Here is a 21,087-nt window from a genome sequence, read left to right as displayed (position 1 = left end):
GGCCGTTGACGGTCAGAAGGGTGAGTCGAGGGGCACCTGCCGCACCCCCGGCAGGTAGGCGTCGAGCTCGCCCAGCTCGAACCGCGACATCCCGATGACGTGCCAGAACTGCCCCGCGGGCGCCCCCTGGACCTTGTAACGGCCGTCGGGCGCGAGCGCCGCCCACCCCTCGGTCAGCCCGAGCAGGGTCGCCCGCCGCTCGCCGCCCTCCCAGAGGATCACCACGCCGTCGTCGCCCGCGCTGGCCAGCAGGTCGGAGACGGGGCTGAAGGCGACCGACCACACCCGGCGGGCGTGCCCGGCCAGCTCCTGCAGCGTCTGCCCGGTCGCGGTCTCCCAGACCCGCACCACCTGGTCGTCGCCGCCGGTGGCCAGCCGGTCGCCCGAGGCGTTGAAGGCCAGGCTCCACAGCCGCCCCTCGTGCCGCAGCTCGTGCACCAGCCGGGGCTGCCAGGCCTGGCCGGGGCGCAGCTCCCACAACATCGCCCGGCCGTCGTTGCCGGCGCTGGCCAGGTGGCGGCCGTCGGGGGAGAAGGCCACCGAGTAGACCCGGTCGGTGTGCCCTTCGAGGGTGGCCACCCGGCCGCCGGAGGCCACGTGCCACAGGCGTACGAGCTTGTCGTCGCAGCCGGTGGCCGCGTACTCGCCGTCGGGGCTGAACGCGATCGAGCGCACCCGCCCGCGGTGGTCGGCCAGGTTGACCGCCAGCCGCCCGGTCGGGCGGTACCAGATCCTGACGCTGTCGTCGTCGTTGGCCGTGGCCAGGAGATCGCCGTCGGGGCTGAACGCCTCGGCCCAGACGTGGTCGGTCTCGGCGTGCAGCTCGCGCTCGTAGTCGCCGGTGGTGGCGTTCCAGAAGTGCACGCCGCCGTCGTTGCTGGAGGTGGCCAGCACCGGCCCGGCGGGGGAGAACAGGGCCGAGATGAGCCGGTCGGCCGTGCCGGTGAACTCCCGCAGCCGCCGCCCGGTGCGCGACTCCCACACGCGTACGACGCCGTCGTTGCCGCTGGTCGCCAGCATCGAACCGTCGGCGCTGAACCTGACGGACGAGATGCGCCGCCCGTGCCCGCGCAGCACCCGCTGGCACTTGCCCGACTCGGGGTCCCACAGGCGTACGGTGCCGTCGTTGCTGCTGGTGGCCAGCTGCTGCCCGTCGGGCCGGAACGCGAACGGCCAGACCGAGCTGCGGTGCCCCGCCAGCTCGACCCGCCGCCCGCCGCCGATCGGCTGGAGCCGGACCACGCCGCCCGAGTCGCCGCTGGCCACCGTCTGCCCGTCGGGGCTGAACGTCACCTGGTAGACGGCCGCCGCGTGGGTGGTGTGCACGCCCAGGGACTCGCCCGACGCCTCCCACACGCGTACACCGCCCGCCGTGTCCCCCGTGGCCAGCCGCGAGCCGTCGGGGGAGAACGCCACGCAGTAGACGCTGCCCGCGTGCCCGGTCAGCACGTGCAGCGGCGTCCACGTGGCGGCGTCCCAGAGGCGTACGGTGCCCGCCTCGTCGCCGGTGGCCAGCAGGCGGCCGTCCGGGCTGTGCACGGCGCGGTAGACGCTGCCGCGATGGCCGTCGAGCGTCTCCTTCACCTGCCCCGACGCCAGGTCCCAGACCCGCACCACGCCGGCCGCGTCGCCCGTCACCAGCGTCGAGCGGCCGAACGACACCGTGTAGATCGGCGCCCGGTGCCCGCCCAGCTCGTGCGCGAGCCGCCCGGTGGCGCTCTCCCACACGCGTACGACGCCGTCGCCGCCACCTGCCGCCACCAGGTCGCCCGAAGGGCTGAGGCGTACCGGCCAGACACCGTCGGCGTGGCCGGTCAGCCAGCGCAGGCGCTCACCGGTGAGGGCGTCCCACAGCACCAGGGTGCCGTCGCTCGCGCCCGTGGCCAGCAGGTCGCCCGCGAACGTGACCGCGTAGACGCGGCCGCGGTGCCCCTGCAGCGTGCGCACGGGCGCACCGCCGACGCAGAGCAGCACGCCGCCGTCCTCGTTGCCGATCGCGATCGTGGCGCCGTCGGGGCTGTAGGCGATGGGCTCGGGCAGGCGGGTGGTCTGGAAGTGGTAGCCGTACGGGACGCCGATGCCGGCCGGCGCGAACTCCACCTCCACCGGCTGGCCCGGCACCACCGCCGCGCCGTGCAGGTGGGGCAGAGTGCCGGTCACGTTGATCAGCGAGGCCCGGTGCCAGCGGGCGCCCTCGACCGCCGCGTCGCTCAGGTCCACCTGCGCCAGCCGCGCCCCCGACAGGTCGGCGCCGGTCAGGTCGGCCCCGGTCAGCGCCGCGCCGTCGAGCCGCGCCCCGACCAGCCTGGCCTCGCGTAGGGTGGCCCTGGACAGGTTCGTGCCCGCCAGGGTGGCCTCCGACAGGTCGGCGCCGGTCAGATCGACCTCGCGCAGGTCCCTGGCCGACAGGTCCTCACCCTTCAGGTTGGCGCCGCGCAGGTCGGCGCGGGCGGGCGTGCGCAGCCTGGCCGAGATCTTGACCGCGTTCGCCCTGGTCACGTCGTCGCCCGGCGGGTCGGCGACCCACGCGCGCAGCGCCCGCACGTCGGCCAGGTCGCACAGGAACTCCACGGTCAGCGCCGACAGCGGCCTGCGTGACAGCAGCGCGAGGTTGTCCAGGGCGATGTGGCGGGCGATCAACCACTCCATCACCGACGCGTGGATGAACCCGAACATCCCCTCCTCGGTCCGCACCAGCAGGCTGCCCGAGCCCATCCGGTACGCCGCGTGCGCCGCCGACAGCTGACCGTCGGCCAGGTCGGTCAGCGTCTCGCCGAGCTCGGTCAGCTCGGCCACGCCCAGCAGCGACTCGCCGGTGTCCCACAGCCGCACCGCCAGCGCGGTCACCACCCGCCACAGCTCCTCGACGGTCAGCGCGGTGGCCGCACCGGGGACCCTGGCCCGCCGCTCCTCGAAGGCCAGCCAGGAGCTGAGGATCTCCTCGTACAGCAGCGCGGGGCTGATCGTGTGGCGGGCGCCGGCCACCGTACGCAGGCGGTCGGCGTCGAGGTCGGCGATGAAGCTCAGCATGCGTGGGTTCTGTGCCAGCGCGAGCAGGTCCGCGATCTCGCTCATCAGCGACATGCGCGCCCTGGCCTCGTCGCCGTCGTCGAACCGGTTGGCCAGGTAGGAGCGGATCTGGTCGTGCGTGAAGTCCTCGACGCTGAGCACCCGCCGTTGCGGCAGCACCCCGACCATCTCGCCGAGCGAGGTCAGCACCTGGCTGTGCGACTTGAAGTGCTGGGTGCGGCTGGCGACCACGATCTTCGCCTTGTCCTCCGCCGCCGCCAGCAGCGTGGCCAGGTGATCGGCCGCCCGGTCGAACGTCAAGCGGGTCACCAGCTCGTCGAACCCGTCGAACAGCAGCACGATCCGCCCCTGCCTGAGCAGGTAGCGGAACGCCTTCAGGTCGATGACCTCCTCGCCGTGGCCGGCCAGGTGGGCCGCCACCAGTGCGTCCACCGAGTGCGCCTTGTCCAGGGCGCGCAGCTCGATCAGGATCGGCGTCAGGTGCGGCAGCTCGGCCGGGATGCGCCGGGCCAGCTCGCGCAGCGCGAACGTCTTGCCGTGGCCGAAGTCGCCGAGCAGCAGCAGGAAGCGGCCGTGGTCGGTGGCCAGCAGCCGCATGAGCTCGTCGGTCAGGCCCTGCCTGATCTGGTTTTCCGGGCGGTCGAGCTCGCGGTAACGCTGCGGCACGTACAGGTCGTGCGGGTAGCGGCGGTCTGTCGTCAGCCTGGCCGTCTGCTCGGTGACGTAGCCGGTCAGGTCGAGCAGGCCCTGGAACTCGGTGAAGCTGCGCAGCCGCACCCCCTTGCGCATCAGGTCGTCGCGGAGCGCCCGGGAGGCGGGCGGCCCCTGATAGACCAGCTCGGCGGCCAGGCCGGTGGCGTGCGCCTGCCGGACGAACCCGTCGGCGGCGCCGCCGGTCAGCTCGCCCACGTGTGCGCCGATCATGGTCTGGCGGACGAAACCGTCCTCGGGGTGGGTGACCACCAGATGCGAGTCGAACCTGCGGATCCTGGCCCGCTCGTGCCGGGCCTCGCAGACCTCGGCGATGCGGTCGAGCAGCAGCTCGACCGGGCTGGGCGCGCGCTCGTCCGGCTTGGGCGCGGGCGGCTCGGCCGACGGGCTCTCGCCGGTGAACGTGGCCCGCACGGCCCTCCACCGGTGCGGGACCGGTTCGGGCTCGCCCGCGTCGGGCAGCCACGTGCGCAGCCCGTCAGGGGTGATCTCGACCACCTGGTGCCGCCCGGAGCGCGGCGCGGCGATCCTGCCCCCGTCCCCATCACTCGGCGCGCCGGCCGCACCCCCGTGGAAGAGCAGGTTGAGCCGGTGCGCGAGCAGCCGGTCGAACGCCGGCGCGTCCCGCAGCTCGCCCGTCGGATGCCCGATCGCGCCCAGCCGCAGCCACGCGCCCTCCTCGTACGGCCGCAGCCGCTCGGCGAACCAGGCCGCCTGCGCCTCGCCGAGCATTGCGTACGCGTCGCGCTCCAGATGGCTCATCGCCATCGTCGAGTTGAGCCCCGCCACGACCACCTTCAGGTCGGGCACCTCGAAGAGCGTCCACGGCTGCCCGCCGTCGAACACCCGGTCGTCCAGCCCCTGGTAGACCTCGCCGAACAACCCCGCGAAATGCCGCCACTTGGGCCAGTAGGGAGGCTGCGGGCTCACGTCGTCGGCCTCGCAGGTCATGAAGTACGCGCTGGCCGCTGCCTTGGTCACGTCGCGCGGCCCGGGCAGCAGCACCAGCCGGTGCGGCTCCAGCCCGATCAGCAGCCGCAGGTCGGTCACGAACCGCGTCGCCTGCCCGAACTGCCCCAGGCTGCCGGACTCGGTCAGGTCGCCGCTGACCACCATGAGGTCCGGACGTGGCATGCCCCGGTCGTACATGGCGGTCAGATCCGCCCAGATCCGCGCCTGCATGTCCTCCGGCGTGAACGGCTCGCCGGGATCGGGCAGCGCCCTGCCGAACCTCGGGCCGCCGATGTGCAGCACGCTGATCGACTCGCGCCCCCGGTCGGCCTTGGCCGCCGGGGGGAACTTCGGCGCCGTCACCGGCGTGCGCCGCGCCCTGGCCCGCTCGCCCGGCTCGGGCAGCGTCGGGGCGGGCGCCGGCACGCTCGACCCGTCGGGGAACGCGGGCGCCGCCTCCGGCTTGGCCCGGCCCGCCATCGCCTCCCGCACCCTGCCCAGCAGCAGCGCCCTGGCCTGCCCCGGGTCGGTGACGCCCAGCAGGTCGACCCAGGTGATCGTGGACAGCAGGCCCTCGAGCCGGACGTCCTCCAGCCTGATCGTGACGAGCTTGTTGGAGGGGTTGTCGGGGTCGGCCCGCATCGCCGCCTGCCACTCCATCCGGCCGTAGCGTGAGGTCAGGTAGTTGCGCGAGAGCACCGCGACGACCAGCTGCGCCTCGCTGACGCCACGGTCCATGAAGTCGATGAAGTTGGTGCCCGGCACGAAGTCCCACGCCTGGATCATGGTCCGGTAGCCCGCCGCCTCGAGCTCCCATGCGATCCAGGTGGCCCAGGCCGTGTCGGCCGGAGAGTAGCTGACGAAGATCTCTGTGGGCCTGCCGTCACGCGCCATGAGCTCAGTATCCCCTGTGGGACAGGGGTTTCAGCGGCTGAACCAGCCAAGCCGTAAGATCGACGGGTGTGGCGGCGTCTTGGCGTGCTCGACAGGATCAGGATCGGGCTGCTCGGTCTCGGTGTGGCGTTCGTGCCGACCGGGCTGCTGCCGTGGGAGGCCGCGGCTGAGAGCCTCGACGAGATCGGGCCGCTGCTGATCTTCCTGGTGGCGATCATCGTGCTGGCCGAGCTCACCAAGGAGGCTCAGGTCTTCGACGCCATCGCGGCGAGGATGGCGGTGCTCGGGCGCGGCAACTACGCCGCGCTCTTTTTTCTTTGCACTGCTTTTGCGTCATTTATCACGATATTTCTGAACTTGGACACGACGGCGGTCCTGCTCACCCCGGTCATGCTCGCCCTGGCCCCCAAGGCCCGCATCGCCGCGCTTCCCCTGGCCATGACCACGATCTGGCTGGCCAACACCGCGAGCCTGCTGCTGCCCGTCTCCAACCTGACGAACCTCCTGGGCATGGAGAAGATCGGCCTCGACGCCCAGGAGTTCGCCGCGCGCATGTGGGCGCCGCAGCTGGCCTCGATCGCGGTGACGATGGCGTTCCTGTGGGTGTTCTACTGGCGCCGCGGCGAGCGGCGCGACCTGCGCTACACGCCGCCGCTGCTGGAGCCGGTGGCCGACCGTGTGCTGTTCGGGGCCGCGTCGGCCGGCTGCCTGCTGTTCATCGCTCTGCTGCTGTTCGAGGCGCACGTGGCCGCCGCCGCCACGGCGGCGGCCGCGATCGTCGTGGTGGCCTTCCTGGTACGGGACCGCAAGCGCCTGACGTGGAGCCTGATCCCGTGGCAGCTCGTCGTCTTCGTCACGGGGCTGTTCCTCGTGGTGCCCACCCTCAGCAGGCACGGCCTGTCCGACCTCATGACGTGGCTGGTCGGCACGGAGGGTGACCCGTACCGCACGGCCGCCGTCGGGGCCGGGCTCGCCAACACGATCAACAACCTGCCCGCGTACAAGGCCGTCGAGACCGTCATCCCGGCCGGCGACACGAACCAGCTGTTCGCCTTGCTGGTCGGCGCCAACGTGGGCCCGGTCGTCACGCCGTGGGCGTCGCTGGCCACGCTGCTGTGGTTCGAGTCGTGCCGCCGCCACGACGTCAAGGTGCCGATGCGCCGCTTCCTGCTCACCGGCACGGGCCTGGCCGTGGTGGGGCTGCTCGCCACCGTGTGGGCGCTGGTGCGGTTCGCCTGAGTGACAAAAGACACACATCTTCTGCGGACTTCTCCTCACTTCAGGAGGGCGAGGAGCCCGGGCATGGCCCGCGGATGGGCGGCGACGAAGCTGCGGTCGTCGGGCGTGCCGTCGAAGCACTCCTCGAACGGGCCGCCGTCCAGCGCCCTGATCTCGATGCCCGCCTCCCTGGCCAGCAGCGCGCCCGCCGGCAGGTCCACCGCCTCGGCGCGGTAGCCCACGATGCCGTCGATGTCGCCGCGCGCCAGCATCGCCCACGACAGCAGCGGCGCCCACAGCTGCAGCAGCCTGCGCGCATGCAGCTCCAGCGCCGTCTTCAGCGCACGCACCGCCGTGTCGTCCCTGGTCACGTCGTAGCCCTGGGTCCAGGCCAGCAGCGGCCCGTGCGGTCTCGGCGCGTACGGGGGCGCCAGCCGCACCCCTGAGGACGACCCCGCCGGGGCGGACAGGGCGCCATGCCCGCGGATCGCCGACCACGTCTTCGCGGAGACCGGGTCGTGCACCACCCCGAGCACGGGACGCCCGCCCCGGCACAGCGCCACGCCCACCACGTAGGCGGGCAGGCCGATCGCCACGTTGTTGGTGCCGTCCAGCGGGTCGACCAGCCACGTCCACTCGCCGCCCGCGGCCCCGACCAGCCCCGACTCCTCGGCGATCACCGCGTGCGACGGGTACGCCGTCAGGATGCGCTCGAGCAGCAGCTTCTCCGAGGCCAGGTCGAGATCGGTCACCACGTCGCCGGCGTCCCCCTTGGCCCGGACGCCGACCGCGCCTCCGACTGAGCCCCGCATGCCCTCCAGGAGCAGCGCTCCCGCGGCCTCGGCGGCCTCGACGGCGACCGTGCGGGCGTGATCCAGGTCCATCGGGTGCCTCTCAGGTCAGGTGCGCCGTGATCAGGCGTACGGCCAGCTCGGTCTCGCGGGCGTCCAGCGGCTGCCTGGCCACGTGGTGCGGCCCGCCGTCCAGCGGGCCGAGCGACAGGTCGCGGCTGCCCGGGCGGCCCCGCCCGAGCGCGATCGTGGCCGCCTCGCCGCCCTCGGGCACGACGCTGCTGTGGAAGCGGCCGGCGGCCAGCGTGTACGTCTCGCCGGGACCGAACACCTCCACCAGGCCCGTCGCCTGCCGCACGGTGCGCCGGGTCGGCGAGATGCGGTCGCCGCCGGCCCCGCTGACCACCTCGAACACCCGGTGCGTGGCGTCCGTCGCGGTGTCGGTGACCACCATGTGCACGTTGCGCACCTGGCCGTAGAGCACGTGGCTCACCAGGTCCCAGCTGTGGCAGTGGATCTGCGAGGTGGTGCTCTCGGCGTGCGCGAGCGAGTCGGACCACAGGTGGATGCATACCCCTTCGCCGCCGTCGCGCTCCAGCGGCAGGCAGACGAATCCGAGCGGGTGGCGCACCGCGGTCAGGTGGCCGGCCGAGAGCGTCTCGAGCGCCCACGACCTGGCCTCACCCTCGAGCACCCGCTGGTGGACGCCGTGATGGCTCATGGTTCTCGCGGGTGAGCGGCCGGGAGCGGCTCACCATATGGGTCCATGGCGCGTAACGCCTTGCGGGCGATGTCGACGACGTCACGGCCGTTGTAGGACTTGGGCAGGGGCACCCCGATGCGTTCGAACAGCTCCTGCACCTCCTCGATGGTGGGCTCATCGCTGAGCGGCACCTTCTTGTACATCTCCAGCGGCACCCGCCGCGCCTGCTCGAAGCTGAGCCGCAGCTCGGTGTCGCAGTTTTCGTAGTAGAACGTGCCGGCCAGCGCGGTCATCGCCTTGTTGGGGTCTTCGACCGTCATGATGAGACGGGTGGCCGACAGGTCCCAGCGGAACGTGGTCATCGTCGACGACAGGCCCACCGCGATGTCGAGCAGGCCGTAGCGCTGGCGGTGCCAGAAGGCGGCCAGGATCGTCGCGTACGACTCCTTCCTGGCCCGGTCGGTCGTCCACGTCTCGCCGGTGCCGTCGGGAGCGTCGGACAGCGAGCGGCGGTAATGCGCGTACGTCTCGCACACCTCGGGGTTGGACGGGTCGATCACCTCGACCCTGACCGTGAGGTGGCGCTTGTCCCTGCGGGCGGCCGCGACGCACTCGGGCAGGGTCACCGCGCGCAGGTAGGTGCCGGTGCCGCCCTTGAAGCTCCACCTGGGGGTGTCCTTGCGCGCCTCCGCGTGGGACTGGGCGATCTCCTGCTTGCTGCCCAGCACCCTGACGAGCTGGAGGGAGTCGAGGGCCTTGCGGGTGCTGCCGACCAGCGTCTCGATCTCCTCCATGCGCGCCAGGCGCACGGGCAGCTCGGCCAGCGCGCCCGAGGTGATCGTCTCCTCGACCGGGGCCTGGCGGGCGCGGTCGCGCAGCAGCGCGGTGGCCACCAGCGCCATGATGACCAGCGTGGCGGCGTTGACCAGCTGCGTCTGCACCTCGGTCGGGACGATCTCGTTGGGCAGCACGCCCAGCACGCCGATCACGATCGCGAGCAGGAGGGCGATGGCGCCGTCGGCGTTCTGCGCCGCCCATGGGGCGATCCGCTTCACCGCCGCCACGAACCGTGCCATCGCCTCGCCCCGCCGTCCGACGATCATTGAGTCCCCGACGTCATGGTAACGACCGCGGCATGCGACTGCCAGGGCACGCAAAGGAGCGATCACCTACCCGTCGGCCGCCCCGCCGTTGGTCGGCGGGGCGGCGGTCGGGGTCAGAACCAGCCGCGGTGGCGGGCCATGGCCTCCAGCCCGCGCTGCAGCGCCGCGTCCGCCGCGTGGGGCGGGTCGTCGTAGCGCACGGTGAAACGGTTGTAGGCGTCGTGGCTCGAGGTCAGGAAGCCGCCCCGCTTGTCGGCCTCCAGGATGACGTCCATCTGCCGCGGCCCGGCGATGAACGTCAGCTCCAGCTCGTTGAAGTGGCGCCGCCACTGCCCGCCCGCGTAGTACTCGATCTCCTGGAAGAACGGCATCGTCGAGCCGTACAGCGTGCCACGCTCCAGGTCGGCCTTCTTGAACTGGAAGCCCAGCCGGTCGAGCGCGCCGATCACGTGGTCCTGCGCGGGCAGCGGGCTGACGAACAGCGGGTCGAGGTCGCCCTTGTCGAACGCGCCCGCCAGTGCCAGCTCCGTCTGGACGCCCAGCTTCATGCCGTGCAGCGGATGCCCGGCGATGGCGCTGATCGGCGTCTCCCACGGAACCGCGATCTCGAACGGTTGCTGGTGCTGCGCGCCCGCGGCCAGCTGGAACGTCCCCGCGACCTGCTGGCGCAGGAAGCTGTAGGTCGTCTTGTACTCGCTGTCGCCCGACTCGACCTCGACCACCGCGGTCAGGTCGATGTGGATGCCCTCGACCTTGTAGTCGGAGTTGCCGCCACGGAAGTGGACGACGCCGCGCAGGAGCTCGCCGGGGCGCACGCCGGTGTTGGTCAGCACCGTGTCTACTTCGACGCCCGCGCCGAACGCGGCCATTAACTTGCGGAACACCATGGGGGTTCTCCTAAGAAGGTGTGTGGCCGTTCAGCTGGCCGGTACCCGTGCCCGAGATGCGGGGGAGCAGCTGGGCGAGGAGGAGGGTGGAGAGGGCGGAGTCCGACTGGCCCTGCTGGGTCCGTACGACCAGCGGCTGGGGGGCGTTCTCCGCGAGCTTGGCGCCCACGTCGAGGCGCCTGCGGGCCAGCTCGTACTGCAGCACGGCCCGGTTGTCCCGGTACGACTCGGCCAGGCGGCGCAGCGCCTTGGCCTCGTTCTCGGCGGCGGTCAGCTCGGCCCGGCCGCGCGCCTCGATCTCCCACGTCACCCGCTGCGCCTCGGTCTCCTGCTCCTCCAGCATGCGCGCCACGTCCTTGCGCGCCTTGTTGTGGGCGGCCTTGACCTCGACGACGCGGGCGTCACGGGTCTTCTTGGAGCGCTCGATCTCCATCAGCAGGGTGTCGATGCGGCGCTTGCGGGTCAGCTCCCACTCGCGCTCGTAGGCCGAGAGCTCCTTGGCCACCTTCTCGCGGGTGGCCAGGTGCTGCTGGTACTGGTCGGGCAGCTGGACGTCGGGGATGTTGGCGCCCGTGATGCGCACGCCGTACCGGCCGAGCTGGCGGTTGAGTGCCTCCTGCATGTCGCCGACGTCGGAGCCGCGCAGGTCGTACGCGCGCTCGGTGTTGACCCGGCGGCTGCGCTGCCTGATCGCGTCCTGCACCGCGCTGGAGAGCACCAGGTCGAAGTTGCCCGCGCCGATGGTGCGGACGAACGCGACCGGGTCCACGATGCGGAACTTGAGGAAGAACTCGATCGACTTCAGCGGCACGCTCTCGGCGGTCGGGCAGGCCACGATCGGCGCCGAGTACGGGATCTCGGTGGAGGTGTCGACGACCGCGTCCACCCGGTCCCACGGCAGCCAGAGGTAGTGGCGGCCCGGCGGGAGGGTGCCGGTGATGGCTCCCCAGCGGCTGCGCACGCCGGTGGTGCCCTCCTCGATCTCGATGATGGCCTTGCGCCACATCGTGACCAGCGCCACGACCAGGAAGAACAGCGCGGCCAGCGCGGGGATCAGGGTGAGTTCGGTCAGGACGGCCATGCCGGCGAAGTACAGCGCCAGGAACACCAGCGCCATCCACGCGAAGCCGCGCCGGTCCTTGGGGATCACGACGGGCACGAGCTGGCCCTGCTCGCCGCCGCGCAGCAGCTGACGGATGTCGCCCCAGGAGGCGAGCGACTCCTTGATCTTGGAGAACTCGCGGGTCATGTCAGATCTCCCCCTTGCCGGGCAGCAGGCGTTCGACGGTTCGCTCCAGCTCCGCGTCCGGCTCCGGCGGGGCCTGGGGCTCGGTCACGTCGGCGGTGGCCTTCTTGAGCAGGGCGGAGATCTCGGCCTCACGGCTCTGCACGCGCGCGCCGATCTCGTCGAGCCTGGCACGGATCGCGGCCATGTCCTCGGCGGAGAACAGCGCCGCGTCCTTGCCGCCCACGAGCTGCTGGGCCAGGGCCAGGAAGTCGATGTCGGTCTCCTCGCCCACCTGCACCACCTGCGGCAGCCTGGTGGCGACCGACTCGAGCTTGTTCAGCAGGTCCTGCTGGAAGCGGTAGTCGAGGATCTCGGGCGCCTCCGCGGCCGACAGCGCCCGGATGTCCAGCGCCTGCGCCTCCAGGAGGGCGGCGTTGGCGTTGGCCGTGGACTCGGCCTCGACCAGGCGCTGCCTGGCCTGGGCCGTGGCCTGGTGGGTGGCGCGTTCGAGCGCGGTGTCCATGCGGGCCTGGTAACCGGCGATCTCCGCCTGGATGGCGCTCAGCGTCTCCTGCAGGCCGGCCAGCTCCTTGACCAGGTCGCCCTCGTTCTGCTCCTTGCGCAGCTGGAGCTCGTACTCGTAGGTGTAGGCCTCCTTGGCGACGCGGACCATCTCGGGGGCGGCCAGGTCCATCCGGTATTCCTGGCTGGACGGCTCGGCGTGCGTGATGTTCACGTCGGTGAGCCGCACGGCGGGCAGGAACTGCTGGTTGAGGCTCTCCAGCATGCCCAGTGTGCTCTCGCCCACCAGGTCGTAGATCTCCTCGGCCCGCTGGGCGTAGATGAGGGAGCGCGTGACCTCGCTGATGGCGTTCTGGAGCTTGGACTGGAAGCCGCTGACCGAGCCGAGCACGAAGATGAACTCCGCCGGGTTCTCGATCCTGAACTGCAGGAACAGGTCCACGCTCGCCTTGACGCCCTGCTGGGTCGGCGCCTCGCTGATCGGCGCGTTGAACGGGTACTCGCGCGTGGTGTTGACGATGTAGCTGACCCGCTTCCACGGGTTGAACAGCGTCACCCGGCCCGGGTCCGCGATGTGCACCAGCTTGCCGAACTGCGTGATCAGCGCCTTGCAGCCCTCGGGCACCATCACCACGCTGCGCCGCCACCACAGGAACCCGGCCGCCAGGACCAGCACCACCCAGTAGTGGGGACCGAAGATCAGATCGGTGTTCGGGATGACGTTGCCGAGCGCGCCGATCAGTCCCAGCACCACCAGGATGCCCAGCGGCACGACCACCTTCGCCGTGCTGCCCTTGGGGATGACCACCGGTGAGATGACGTGCATGCCGTTCTCGGCGAAGCTGCGGTTGACGATCTCGCCGGCCTCGTTCAGCGACGCCGACCTGGCCTCGATGACAGTACCGACGGAGGCGCCGCCGTCGCGCGCCGCGGCGAAGTCGTGCGGGTTCAGCGCGAAGCCCCGGGCCTGGCCCGCCAGTTGCCCCGCCTGGTCGACGACCTGGCCCACTGCCTGCCCCATCGCCTGCCGTACGTCACCCCCTTGGGCAACCGCTTGGGCTATGCCCTGCCCCGCTTGGATCATTGCCTCTCTGGGTCGTGACATCGAACCTTCCTTTTCCGCTACAGGCGAATCCGACCGTATCGGGTGTGACTTACTGTTCGCTTGCAATGTCACGTCCACTCGGCGCCGCTGACTCACGCGGCCGCCGCCGTGGAGATCGGCGGATCCCTGGCGGCCGGTGCGACCGCGCTCGTGCTGCTCGCCTGGGCCATGGCTGGGCTGGTGCTGGCGCTGCCGATCCTCTATCGGATGGCAGGGCACGAGTTGGGTGCGTAGCTAATAGTGACTGAGTGTGCATCAAGGTACATGAGGCGACTCTGTTGCGATATGGCACGGTGTGGATTCGCTGGAAACCCCGTGCGCAAAGGGGTGGCCCTCGTCCGACATACCGCTGTCGCGTCAGGGCCGCCTGCCGATCAGGGCTCAGCCGGGCGGGCCGCATATGAGCCTGCTGGTGTATCGCGCATATGTTCTATCGGTAGGGCAAACTCTTGGTATCGTTGCGGCCACGCAGCGTGAAAATCCGAGGAGAGTGAGTGCCAGTCGTGCCGGCGTGCCTGTTCGGCCGCGATCCAGAAGCGCTGACCGCCCGTGTACGTCGGTCGGCCATGAACCGCGACGGCATCGCGCCGGAGTGCCTCCGACATGGCTGAGCTTCGCGCGATCGCCTCCGCCTTCGTGGTGCCCGGCCCATCCGGTGTCGCTGTCCGCGACCGGCTCAAACACCTCACGCCTGAGGATGACAGGGTGTTGCGCTTGGTTGGCGCGCATCTGGGCGTGTTGGCCTCGGCCGACCTGAAAGCGCGATGCGCCGACGGGCTGGGACACTGCGCCGATACCTGGGCGGCCCGTAAGCGTGCGCTGACCGCGTTGTCGTCGGCGCGGTGGGCCGGGGCCATCACCAAAGCGTCCCACGATCAGTGGGCGCTGGCCCGCCGCTGCCAGGCCGACCACATCCGCGACCTCGCCGCTGCCATCGCCACGATCACCCGTCGCCTGTCCTTGCCCATCGGGAAGAAGGGAACCGGCAAGGAGCCGGGCGGATACCGCTCGGCGCAGGAGTGGTTCGCCAAGTCCCGCCGCCTGCACCTCCTGCACGACCGGCTCAAGCGGCTGCGGGCCGACCACCAAGCCGGACGGGTCCGCGTGGTGCGCGGCGGCAAACGCCTCGCCCGCGCCCGCCACCACCTGGAGGCCGCCGGACTCACGGAGGCCGAGTGGCGGCAGACCTGGGAGGCCGAGCGCTGGTTCCTGGCCGCCGACGGCGAGTCCGGTAAACGCTACGGCAACGAGACCATTCGCATCACCCCGGACGGGCAGGTGTCGATCAAGCTGCCTGTGCCGCTGGCGCACCTGGCGAACGCGCCGCACGGCCGCTACGTGCTGGCCTGCCGGGTGGCCTTCGCCCACCGGCGCAGCGAATGGGCCGACCGCATCGAGGCCAACCGGGCGGTGGCCTACCGCATCCACCTGGACACGGCGTGCGGACGCTGGTACATCACCGCCTCCTGGCAGCGACCCGCTCCCCCGGCCGTGCCCCTCTCGGCTGCGCTCGCCGCAGGGGTGATCGGGGTGGACACCAACGCCGACCACCTGGCCGCCTGGCGCCTGGACGTGCACGGCAACCCCATCGGCAACCCCCGCCGCTTCACCTACGACCTGTCCGGGTCGGCAGACCATCGTGACGCTCAGGTCCGCCACGCCCTGACCCGGCTGCTGCACTGGGCAAGGGCCTGCGGCGTGAAGGCCATCGCCATCGAAGACCTCGACTTTCAGACCGAGAAGACCCGGGAGAAGCACGGCCGCCGCAAACGCTTCCGAAAGCTCATCTCCGGCATACCCACCAGCAAACTTAGGGCCCGGCTCACCTCGATGGCCGACGCCACCGGGATCGCGATCATCGCCGCCGACCCGGCGTATACCTCCAAGTGGGGCGCCCAGCACTGGCAAAAGCCCCTCACCAGCAAGACTCGCACGACCACGCGCCACGACGCAGCCGCCGTGGCGATCGGCAGACGCGCCCAAGGGCACCCGATCCGGCGTCGGACGGCACCGCCCCCTGCCCACCGGAGTGATGGGCAGGGGCATCGGACCGTCCAGGCCGGAGCGGCCGCTCGCGGGCGTGAGGGACCCCGCCCCCGCGCACCCGGGCCACGGACGCGATCCGCCGGCGCCGGACGCGGCGAGTACGCGGGCGACCAGAACGCTCAACACCGTTCGGAGCGTTCGGCTGAGCATGCGCAACTCAAGCTCAGTCCTTAGGGACGGTGGCGTTTCTGTCGGTGGAGCGGCCTACAGTGGCAACATGCGACCGGTCACAGATTTGCAGCGGAAGGTGGCGCCGTTCGAGGTCGTCACCGAGATGACTCCCTCTGGCGACCAGCCGACGGCCATCGCCGAGTTGGAGCGCCGCGTCAAGGCCGGGGAGAAGGACAGCGTGCTGCTGGGCGCCACCGGCACCGGCAAGACCGCCAGCATCGCCTGGCTGATCGAGCGGCTGCAGCGGCCCGCGCTGGTCATGCAGCCCAACAAGACGCTCGCCGCGCAGTTCGCCAACGAGCTGCGGGAGATGCTGCCCAACAACGCGGTCGAATATTTCGTTTCTTATTACGATTATTACCAGCCTGAGGCGTACGTTCCGCAGAGCGACACGTACATCGAGAAGGACTCCTCGATCAACGACGAGGTCGAGCGGCTGCGCCACTCGGCCACCAACTCGCTGCTCACCCGCCGCGACACCATCGTGGTCGCCTCCGTGTCGTGCATCTACGGCCTGGGCACGCCGCAGGAATACGTCGACCGCATGGCCAGGCTGCGCGTCGGCATGGACGTCGACCGCGACCAGCTGCTGCGCCGCCTGGTCGACATGCAGTACACGCGTAACGACCTGGCCTTCACACGGGGCACGTTCCGGGTGCGGGGCGACACGATCGAGATCATCCCGAAGTACGAAGAGCTGGCCGTGCGCATCGAGATGTTCGGCGACGAGATCGAGAAGCTCTCGACCATGCACCCGCTGACCGGCGAGGTCATCACGGAGGACGAAGAGCTCTACATCTTCCCTGCCTCCCACTACGTCGCGGGCGAGCAGCGCATGGCCGCCGCCGTGGCGGGCATCGAGGCGGAGCTGACCGAGCGGCTGGAGGAGCTGGAGCGCCAGGGCAAGCTGCTGGAGGCGCAGCGGCTGCGGATGCGCACGACGTACGACATCGAGATGATGCGGCAGATCGGCACGTGCTCCGGCATCGAAAACTACTCGCGCCACATGGACGGGCGCGAGCCCGGCAGCGCGCCCAACACGCTGCTCGACTACTTCCCCGAGGACTTCATCCTGGTCCTCGACGAGTCCCACCAGACCGTGCCGCAGATCGGCGCGATGTACGAAGGCGACGCCTCGCGCAAGCGCACGCTGGTCGAGCACGGGTTCCGGCTGCCGTCGGCGCTCGACAACCGGCCGCTGAAGTGGGAGGAGTTCCTGGAGCGCATCGGCCAGACCGTCTACCTCTCGGCCACGCCGGGGTCGTACGAGCTGGGGCGGGTCAAGGGCGAGGTCGTCGAGCAGGTCATCCGCCCGACCGGCCTGGTCGACCCCGAGATCGTGGTCAAGCCGACCAAGGGGCAGATCGACGACCTGGTCCACGAGATCCGCGAACGGGCCGAGCGCGACGAGCGCGTGCTGGTCACGACGCTGACGAAGAAGATGGCCGAAGACCTCACCGACTACCTGCTGGAGCTCGGCATCCGGGTGCGCTACCTGCACAGCGAGGTCGACACGCTGCGCCGCATCGAGCTGCTGCGGGAGCTGCGCACGGGCGAGTTCGACGTGCTCGTCGGCATCAACCTGCTGCGCGAGGGCCTCGACCTGCCCGAGGTGTCGCTGGTGGCCATCCTCGACGCCGACAAGGAGGGCTTCCTGCGCTCGGATACGTCCCTGATCCAGACCATCGGCCGCGCCGCCCGTAACGTGTCCGGCCAGGTCCACATGTACGCCGACAAGGTCACGCCGTCGATGGAGCGGGCGATCGACGAGACCAACCGGCGGCGGGCCAAGCAGATCGCCTTCAACGAGGCCAACGGCATCGACCCGCAGCCGCTGCGCAAGAAGATCGCCGACATCCTCGACTCGCTGCAGCGTGAGGACGCCGACACCGACCGCCTGCTCGGCGGCGGCCGGCAGCAGTCGCGCGGCAAGGCCCCGGTGCCCGGCTTCGGGGCGCGGCAGGCCGGCCAGCATGCCAAGGCGATCGCGGGCGAGATGCCGCGGGCGCAGATGGAGTCCCTGATCGAGTCGCTGACCGAGCAGATGCACCAGTCGGCGGCCGATCTGCAGTTCGAGGTGGCGGCGCGGTTGCGCGACGAGATCAAGGAGCTCAAGCGCGAGCTACGCGACATGCGCGAGGCCGGGGTCAAGTGACGCCAGGCGCGTGACACGCGGAGACGCTGCTCCCTCGCCGGGCGCGTGACGTCGGGAGGCGCCCACCGCCCGCCTGACGCGCGACTTCAGGGTGCGCGGCGCCGGCTCCGTGCCGCGCGCCAAGCGGCCGTCCGCCACCCGCCCGTCGCGTCGGTCGGCTGCCCGGGGAGAAGACGATCAACACGGGTCGTCGCACTGCGAGGGCAAGAGGGGCAGTCCGGGCGCGGGCTACGGCAAGGCGGTCCGGACGCGGACTACGGCAGAGGGCAGTCCGGGCGCGGGCTAGGGCAAGAGGGTTGCCAAGGTGCGGGCGAAGGCCTCGGGGTTGTCGAGCATGATGTTGTGGCCCGACTCGGGGATCGCGACGACCTCGACGCCGCTTGCCCGCAGGCCGTCGGCGTCCTGCGGCGGGTCGCCCTCCGGATACAGGAAGGCGCGGGGGATCGGGAGGGTCTTGAGGAGCTCGCGCATGGTGGGCGTGGTGCCCGCCGCCAGGCTGACGGCCGTGCGGTGCAGCCCGCGCAGGTCCGCGAGGCGCATCGTGGACCACCAGTGAGGGCCTACGCGGTCGCGTACCTCCTTCCACCCGTGCGAGACGAACTCCTCCTCGGTGTAACTCGCGATCCCGCTGCTGCCCGGCTGGACCGGGGTCGGGGGATACGGGTCGAGGTTGGCGTCCACGAGGACCAGGTTGGCGACCAGCTCCGGATGGCGCGCGGCCAGGACGATCGCCACCGCGCCACCCATGCTGTGGGCGATCAACGACGCCCCGGCGACCCCGGCTTTGCGCAGCGCCTCGGCCAGGGCGTCGGCGTGGGCCTCCAGGGTGTAGGCGAAGTCGCGCGGCCGGTCGCTGATGCCGAAACCGAGCAGGTCGATCAGGAGGGAACGCTTGCGTGGCAGGAGCGGGTGGGCGGCGACCTCGGCGTAGTAGGGGGCCGAGGTGGCGCCGAGCCCGTGAACGTAGACGCGCGGCGGAGCGGCCCCTGGCAGCTCGACCCAGCGCATTCGGGTGCCGTTGGGGTGAACGATGGCATCATGCATGGCGTCTCCTTTGTATCGCGGCCAATATACATCGGGTTCGAGGTATAAGCTTGGGTCATGTTGGAGCTTGCGATACTCGGCTTCCTGAGGGACCAGCCGTTACACGGCTACGACCTGCGTACACGGGTGGCGGCGTTGATGGGCCACGTCCGCCCCGTGGCCGACGGCACGCTCTATCCGGCGATCAAGCGGATGGCGGCGGCCGGATGGCTGCTGAGGAACCACGAGCCGGGGCTGGTCGCCGCACCCCGGCGGATGCTCTACCTGACCGTCGAAGGCCGTCAGGAGCTGGAACGACGGCTGAGGGAGCCGGGCGAGCTCGACATCAGCGACGAGAACCGGTGGTTCACGCTGCTCGCGTTCCTCCGGCACCTGGACGAGCCCAAGGAGCAGGCGGCCGTGCTCCGCAGGCGGCTGGCGTTCCTGGAGGAGCCGACGAGCTTCTTCTACGAGGACGGGCGGCCGATGGCGGCGGAGGAGTTCGCCGACCCGTTCAGGCAGGGGCTGCTGACCATCGCCCACGCCACCAGCGAGGCGGAGCTGGCCTGGCTCCGCGCCACCATCGACTCGCTCGAGCCCCTCGAGCCGCCCGGCCCACACCCCGAGCGGCCGTGAGCCCGCCGCCCAGCGCCCTCGGGGTGCCTGGGACGTGTGGCTGTCGCGCGGCACGCCGGCGGCATGCGGCGGCTTCGGCAGGCTCGCGATCAGGAGTTCAGACCGGCCTCCTTGCGGAGGAGGGCGGCGAGGGAGTCCGGGTCGGCGGCCGGTACGCCCTTGGCGGCGAACCAGGTGGCGACGTTGTGCGCGTCCCGGTCGAGGAAGGACGGGCCGGTCGGGTGCGCGATCACGTCCACGATCTGCGGCAGGTCGATGATCACCAGCCTGCCGTCGTGGACCAGCAGGTTGTACGGTGACAGGTCGCCATGGGCCAGCCCCTCCCTGGCCAGCGTGGCCATGGCCGTCACGAGCTGCTCCCACAGATCGTCCAGATCGTCGGACACCTGCGCCAGCCGCGGCGCCGCGTACCCGTCCTTCGTCCCGATGAACTCCTGCAGGATCTCCGTCCCGACGATCTGCACCGGGTACGGGACGGGGACCCCCAGCTCCCACAGCCGGCACAGCGCCGAGAACTCGGCGACCGCCCACTGGGCGGCGATCACCTGCTTGCCGAACGCCGTGCGGTTGGCCATGGCCCGGTTCATGCGGCTCTCGCGGGTCCTGCGGCCCTCCAGATAGCCGGAGTCGCGGTGGAAGAGCCGGTGGTCGGAGGAGCGGTAGCGCTTGGCGGCCAGCAGGCAGACCCGGTCCGTGCCCGGCACGCCGCGGGAGATCAGGTGGACGTCGGCTTCCTTGCCGGTCTTGAGCACGCCGTACTCGGTGTCGACGGCGGCCAGCTCGGTGACCAGCCAGTCGGGGTACGGCCTGGGCCCCTTCTCGGTCGGTGTGCTCTGGTCCCAGGTGGACCAGCGGTCACCCTCGGGCGGCCCGTCGTCGGTCTCGGGAGTGCTGCTCTCCAGCCATTCGATGTCGTCGGCGTCGAGAGCGTGCTTGCCACGGGTACGGTGCTGCGAGTGCTTCGGCACGGTGGGATTGCTCCAGGTGTGAGGCCCACCGGCGCGCCGATCAGATCAGTGGCGGACACCCGGTGGGAAGGTTTGGGGACGCGGAAAACGGCACGCGAACAGTCGTCATCACGGTCTCACCCTCCCTTCGCACAAGGCTCAGCGATCAACGCGCCTGAGTATGCCGGGCCATGCGAGAGCCTCGCAACCCATTTAAAGGCGCATGGAAAATGTGGTGTGGCGGGTCGGGCCCAGGGGCCGCCAAGGCCCTCCGCCAACAGCCGCGCCACGGAAGCGGAACCCGCCGCGGTCATCTACCGCGAGTGGGCTTGCGACTGATCCCTAAGCCGGTGGCCATGGCAAGGTGAGATCGAGGTCCACGTCGAATCCGATGTGGGTCTGCAGTCGCTTGCGGTGAATGCCGGTGGGGACGTAGGCCTTGACGGCCGGCTCAAGCTCGAAGGTGTAGACGACGGGCAACCCGTCTTCCTGCTCCACTCGCCAGAAATACTTGATGCCCGCATTCGAGTATTTGATCGGCTTGGTGGTCCGATCCCTTTCCCTGGATTCGTCTGAGACCACTTCGACGACGAGGTGGACGTCCTCGGGCTTGAATGAAGTGACTTTCTTGCTGAAGGCTGACCGCTTGACCAGGAGAATATCCGGCTCCGGCCGCTGGCGAACCCCCAGCGTCACCGTCATTTCACGCGCGATGAGGAGCTCCTGTGGTGGACGGAGCGCTTGCTCGAACAGCCGAAGTGTGAGCATGTGGAAGGCCGTCTGCGGCGACATCATGATGAGTGACCCGTCGATCAGCTCGACGTGCCGAGGCGCGTCGGGGGGAAGATGATCAAGCATGTCGGCGGTCCAGCCGCCGGCAGGGCCGGGATAGAACCACTCAGGAAGGGTCATAGTCATAAGTCTGCCTCCTCAGCGTCTTACGCAGCGCATTCATTTTGCCACGTT

General features: G+C 70.7%; 15 protein-coding genes. 5 read left to right on the top strand and 10 right to left on the bottom strand.

Annotated elements, in window-relative coordinates; genetic code table 11:
- Positions 1-12 precede the first annotated feature (12 nt).
- On the bottom strand, positions 13-5,586 hold the full coding sequence (locus tag ABN273_RS07370; protein WP_349447888.1) for a WD40 domain-containing protein: 5,574 nt from the start codon (positions 5,584-5,586) through the stop codon (positions 13-15).
- 66 nt (positions 5,587-5,652) lie between these two features.
- Here ABN273_RS07370 and ABN273_RS07365 point away from each other — a divergent pair, with 66 nt between their 5' ends.
- Positions 5,653-6,825, top strand: coding sequence for an ArsB/NhaD family transporter (locus tag ABN273_RS07365; RefSeq protein WP_349447887.1), 1,173 nt, complete (start codon positions 5,653-5,655; stop codon positions 6,823-6,825).
- A gap of 35 nt (positions 6,826-6,860) precedes the next feature.
- Here ABN273_RS07365 and ABN273_RS07360 read toward each other — a convergent pair whose 3' ends face one another.
- The 6 genes from ABN273_RS07360 to ABN273_RS07335 all read right to left on the bottom strand — a co-directional run bounded on the left by ABN273_RS07360 (position 6,861) and on the right by ABN273_RS07335 (position 13,143).
- Complete coding sequence (locus ABN273_RS07360; protein ID WP_349447886.1) at positions 6,861-7,688, bottom strand: inositol monophosphatase family protein; 828 nt, start codon at positions 7,686-7,688, stop codon at positions 6,861-6,863.
- Positions 7,689-7,698: 10 nt separating this feature from the next.
- Entirely contained in the window at positions 7,699-8,316 is a 618-nt protein-coding gene (locus ABN273_RS07355; protein WP_349447885.1) for a hypothetical protein, read from the bottom strand.
- Complete coding sequence (locus ABN273_RS07350) at positions 8,313-9,401, bottom strand: hypothetical protein (RefSeq protein WP_349447884.1); 1,089 nt, start codon at positions 9,399-9,401, stop codon at positions 8,313-8,315. Before ABN273_RS07350 ends, ABN273_RS07355 begins: the two co-directional genes overlap by 4 nt.
- 113 nt (positions 9,402-9,514) lie before the next feature.
- Positions 9,515-10,288: a sporulation protein gene (locus ABN273_RS07345; RefSeq protein WP_349447883.1), complete on the bottom strand. Its 774-nt coding sequence runs from the start codon at positions 10,286-10,288 to the stop codon at positions 9,515-9,517.
- A 10-nt stretch (positions 10,289-10,298) separates the two neighbouring features.
- On the bottom strand, positions 10,299-11,537 hold the full coding sequence (locus ABN273_RS07340) for an SPFH domain-containing protein (protein ID WP_349447882.1): 1,239 nt from the start codon (positions 11,535-11,537) through the stop codon (positions 10,299-10,301).
- Between the two features lies 1 nt (position 11,538).
- Positions 11,539-13,143: an SPFH domain-containing protein gene (locus ABN273_RS07335; protein WP_349447881.1), complete on the bottom strand. Its 1,605-nt coding sequence runs from the start codon at positions 13,141-13,143 to the stop codon at positions 11,539-11,541.
- A 60-nt stretch (positions 13,144-13,203) separates the two neighbouring features.
- Here ABN273_RS07335 and ABN273_RS07330 point away from each other — a divergent pair, with 60 nt between their 5' ends.
- The 3 genes from ABN273_RS07330 to uvrB all read left to right on the top strand — a co-directional run bounded on the left by ABN273_RS07330 (position 13,204) and on the right by uvrB (position 17,515).
- The gene (locus tag ABN273_RS07330; protein WP_349447880.1) at positions 13,204-13,377 is read left to right on the top strand and encodes a hypothetical protein; all 174 of its coding nucleotides are present in this window, start codon (positions 13,204-13,206) and stop codon (positions 13,375-13,377) included.
- A gap of 369 nt (positions 13,378-13,746) precedes the next feature.
- Positions 13,747-15,363: an IS200/IS605 family accessory protein TnpB-related protein gene (locus ABN273_RS07325; protein WP_349447879.1), complete on the top strand. Its 1,617-nt coding sequence runs from the start codon at positions 13,747-13,749 to the stop codon at positions 15,361-15,363.
- A 43-nt stretch (positions 15,364-15,406) separates the two neighbouring features.
- A complete protein-coding gene (gene uvrB, locus ABN273_RS07320; protein ID WP_349447878.1) occupies positions 15,407-17,515 on the top strand; it encodes an excinuclease ABC subunit UvrB in 2,109 nt (702 codons plus the stop codon).
- A 282-nt stretch (positions 17,516-17,797) separates the two neighbouring features.
- Here uvrB and ABN273_RS07315 read toward each other — a convergent pair whose 3' ends face one another.
- Positions 17,798-18,559 (bottom strand): alpha/beta fold hydrolase, encoded by a 762-nt coding sequence (locus tag ABN273_RS07315; RefSeq protein WP_349447877.1) that lies wholly within the window; start codon positions 18,557-18,559, stop codon positions 17,798-17,800.
- 57 nt (positions 18,560-18,616) lie between these two features.
- On the opposite strand from ABN273_RS07315, the gene ABN273_RS07310 reads away from it, so the two are divergent.
- Entirely contained in the window at positions 18,617-19,174 is a 558-nt protein-coding gene (locus ABN273_RS07310; protein ID WP_349447876.1) for a PadR family transcriptional regulator, read from the top strand.
- Positions 19,175-19,263: 89 nt separating this feature from the next.
- Here the strand turns inward: ABN273_RS07310 and ABN273_RS07305 are convergent, their stop codons facing one another.
- Together ABN273_RS07305 and ABN273_RS07300 are read right to left on the bottom strand one after the other, a co-directional pair.
- Positions 19,264-20,142 (bottom strand): serine protein kinase RIO, encoded by an 879-nt coding sequence (locus ABN273_RS07305; RefSeq protein ID WP_349447875.1) that lies wholly within the window; start codon positions 20,140-20,142, stop codon positions 19,264-19,266.
- 321 nt (positions 20,143-20,463) lie between these two features.
- Entirely contained in the window at positions 20,464-21,033 is a 570-nt protein-coding gene (locus ABN273_RS07300; RefSeq protein ID WP_349447874.1) for a Uma2 family endonuclease, read from the bottom strand.
- Positions 21,034-21,087 lie beyond the last annotated feature (54 nt).

Origin of the sequence: Nonomuraea sp. B19D2 (assembly GCF_040137845.1) — a bacterium.
Lineage (GTDB): Bacteria > Actinomycetota > Actinomycetes > Streptosporangiales > Streptosporangiaceae > Nonomuraea.
Note: the sequence above shows the minus strand (reverse complement) of the source record. Positions and strands in the feature narration are given on the sequence as shown.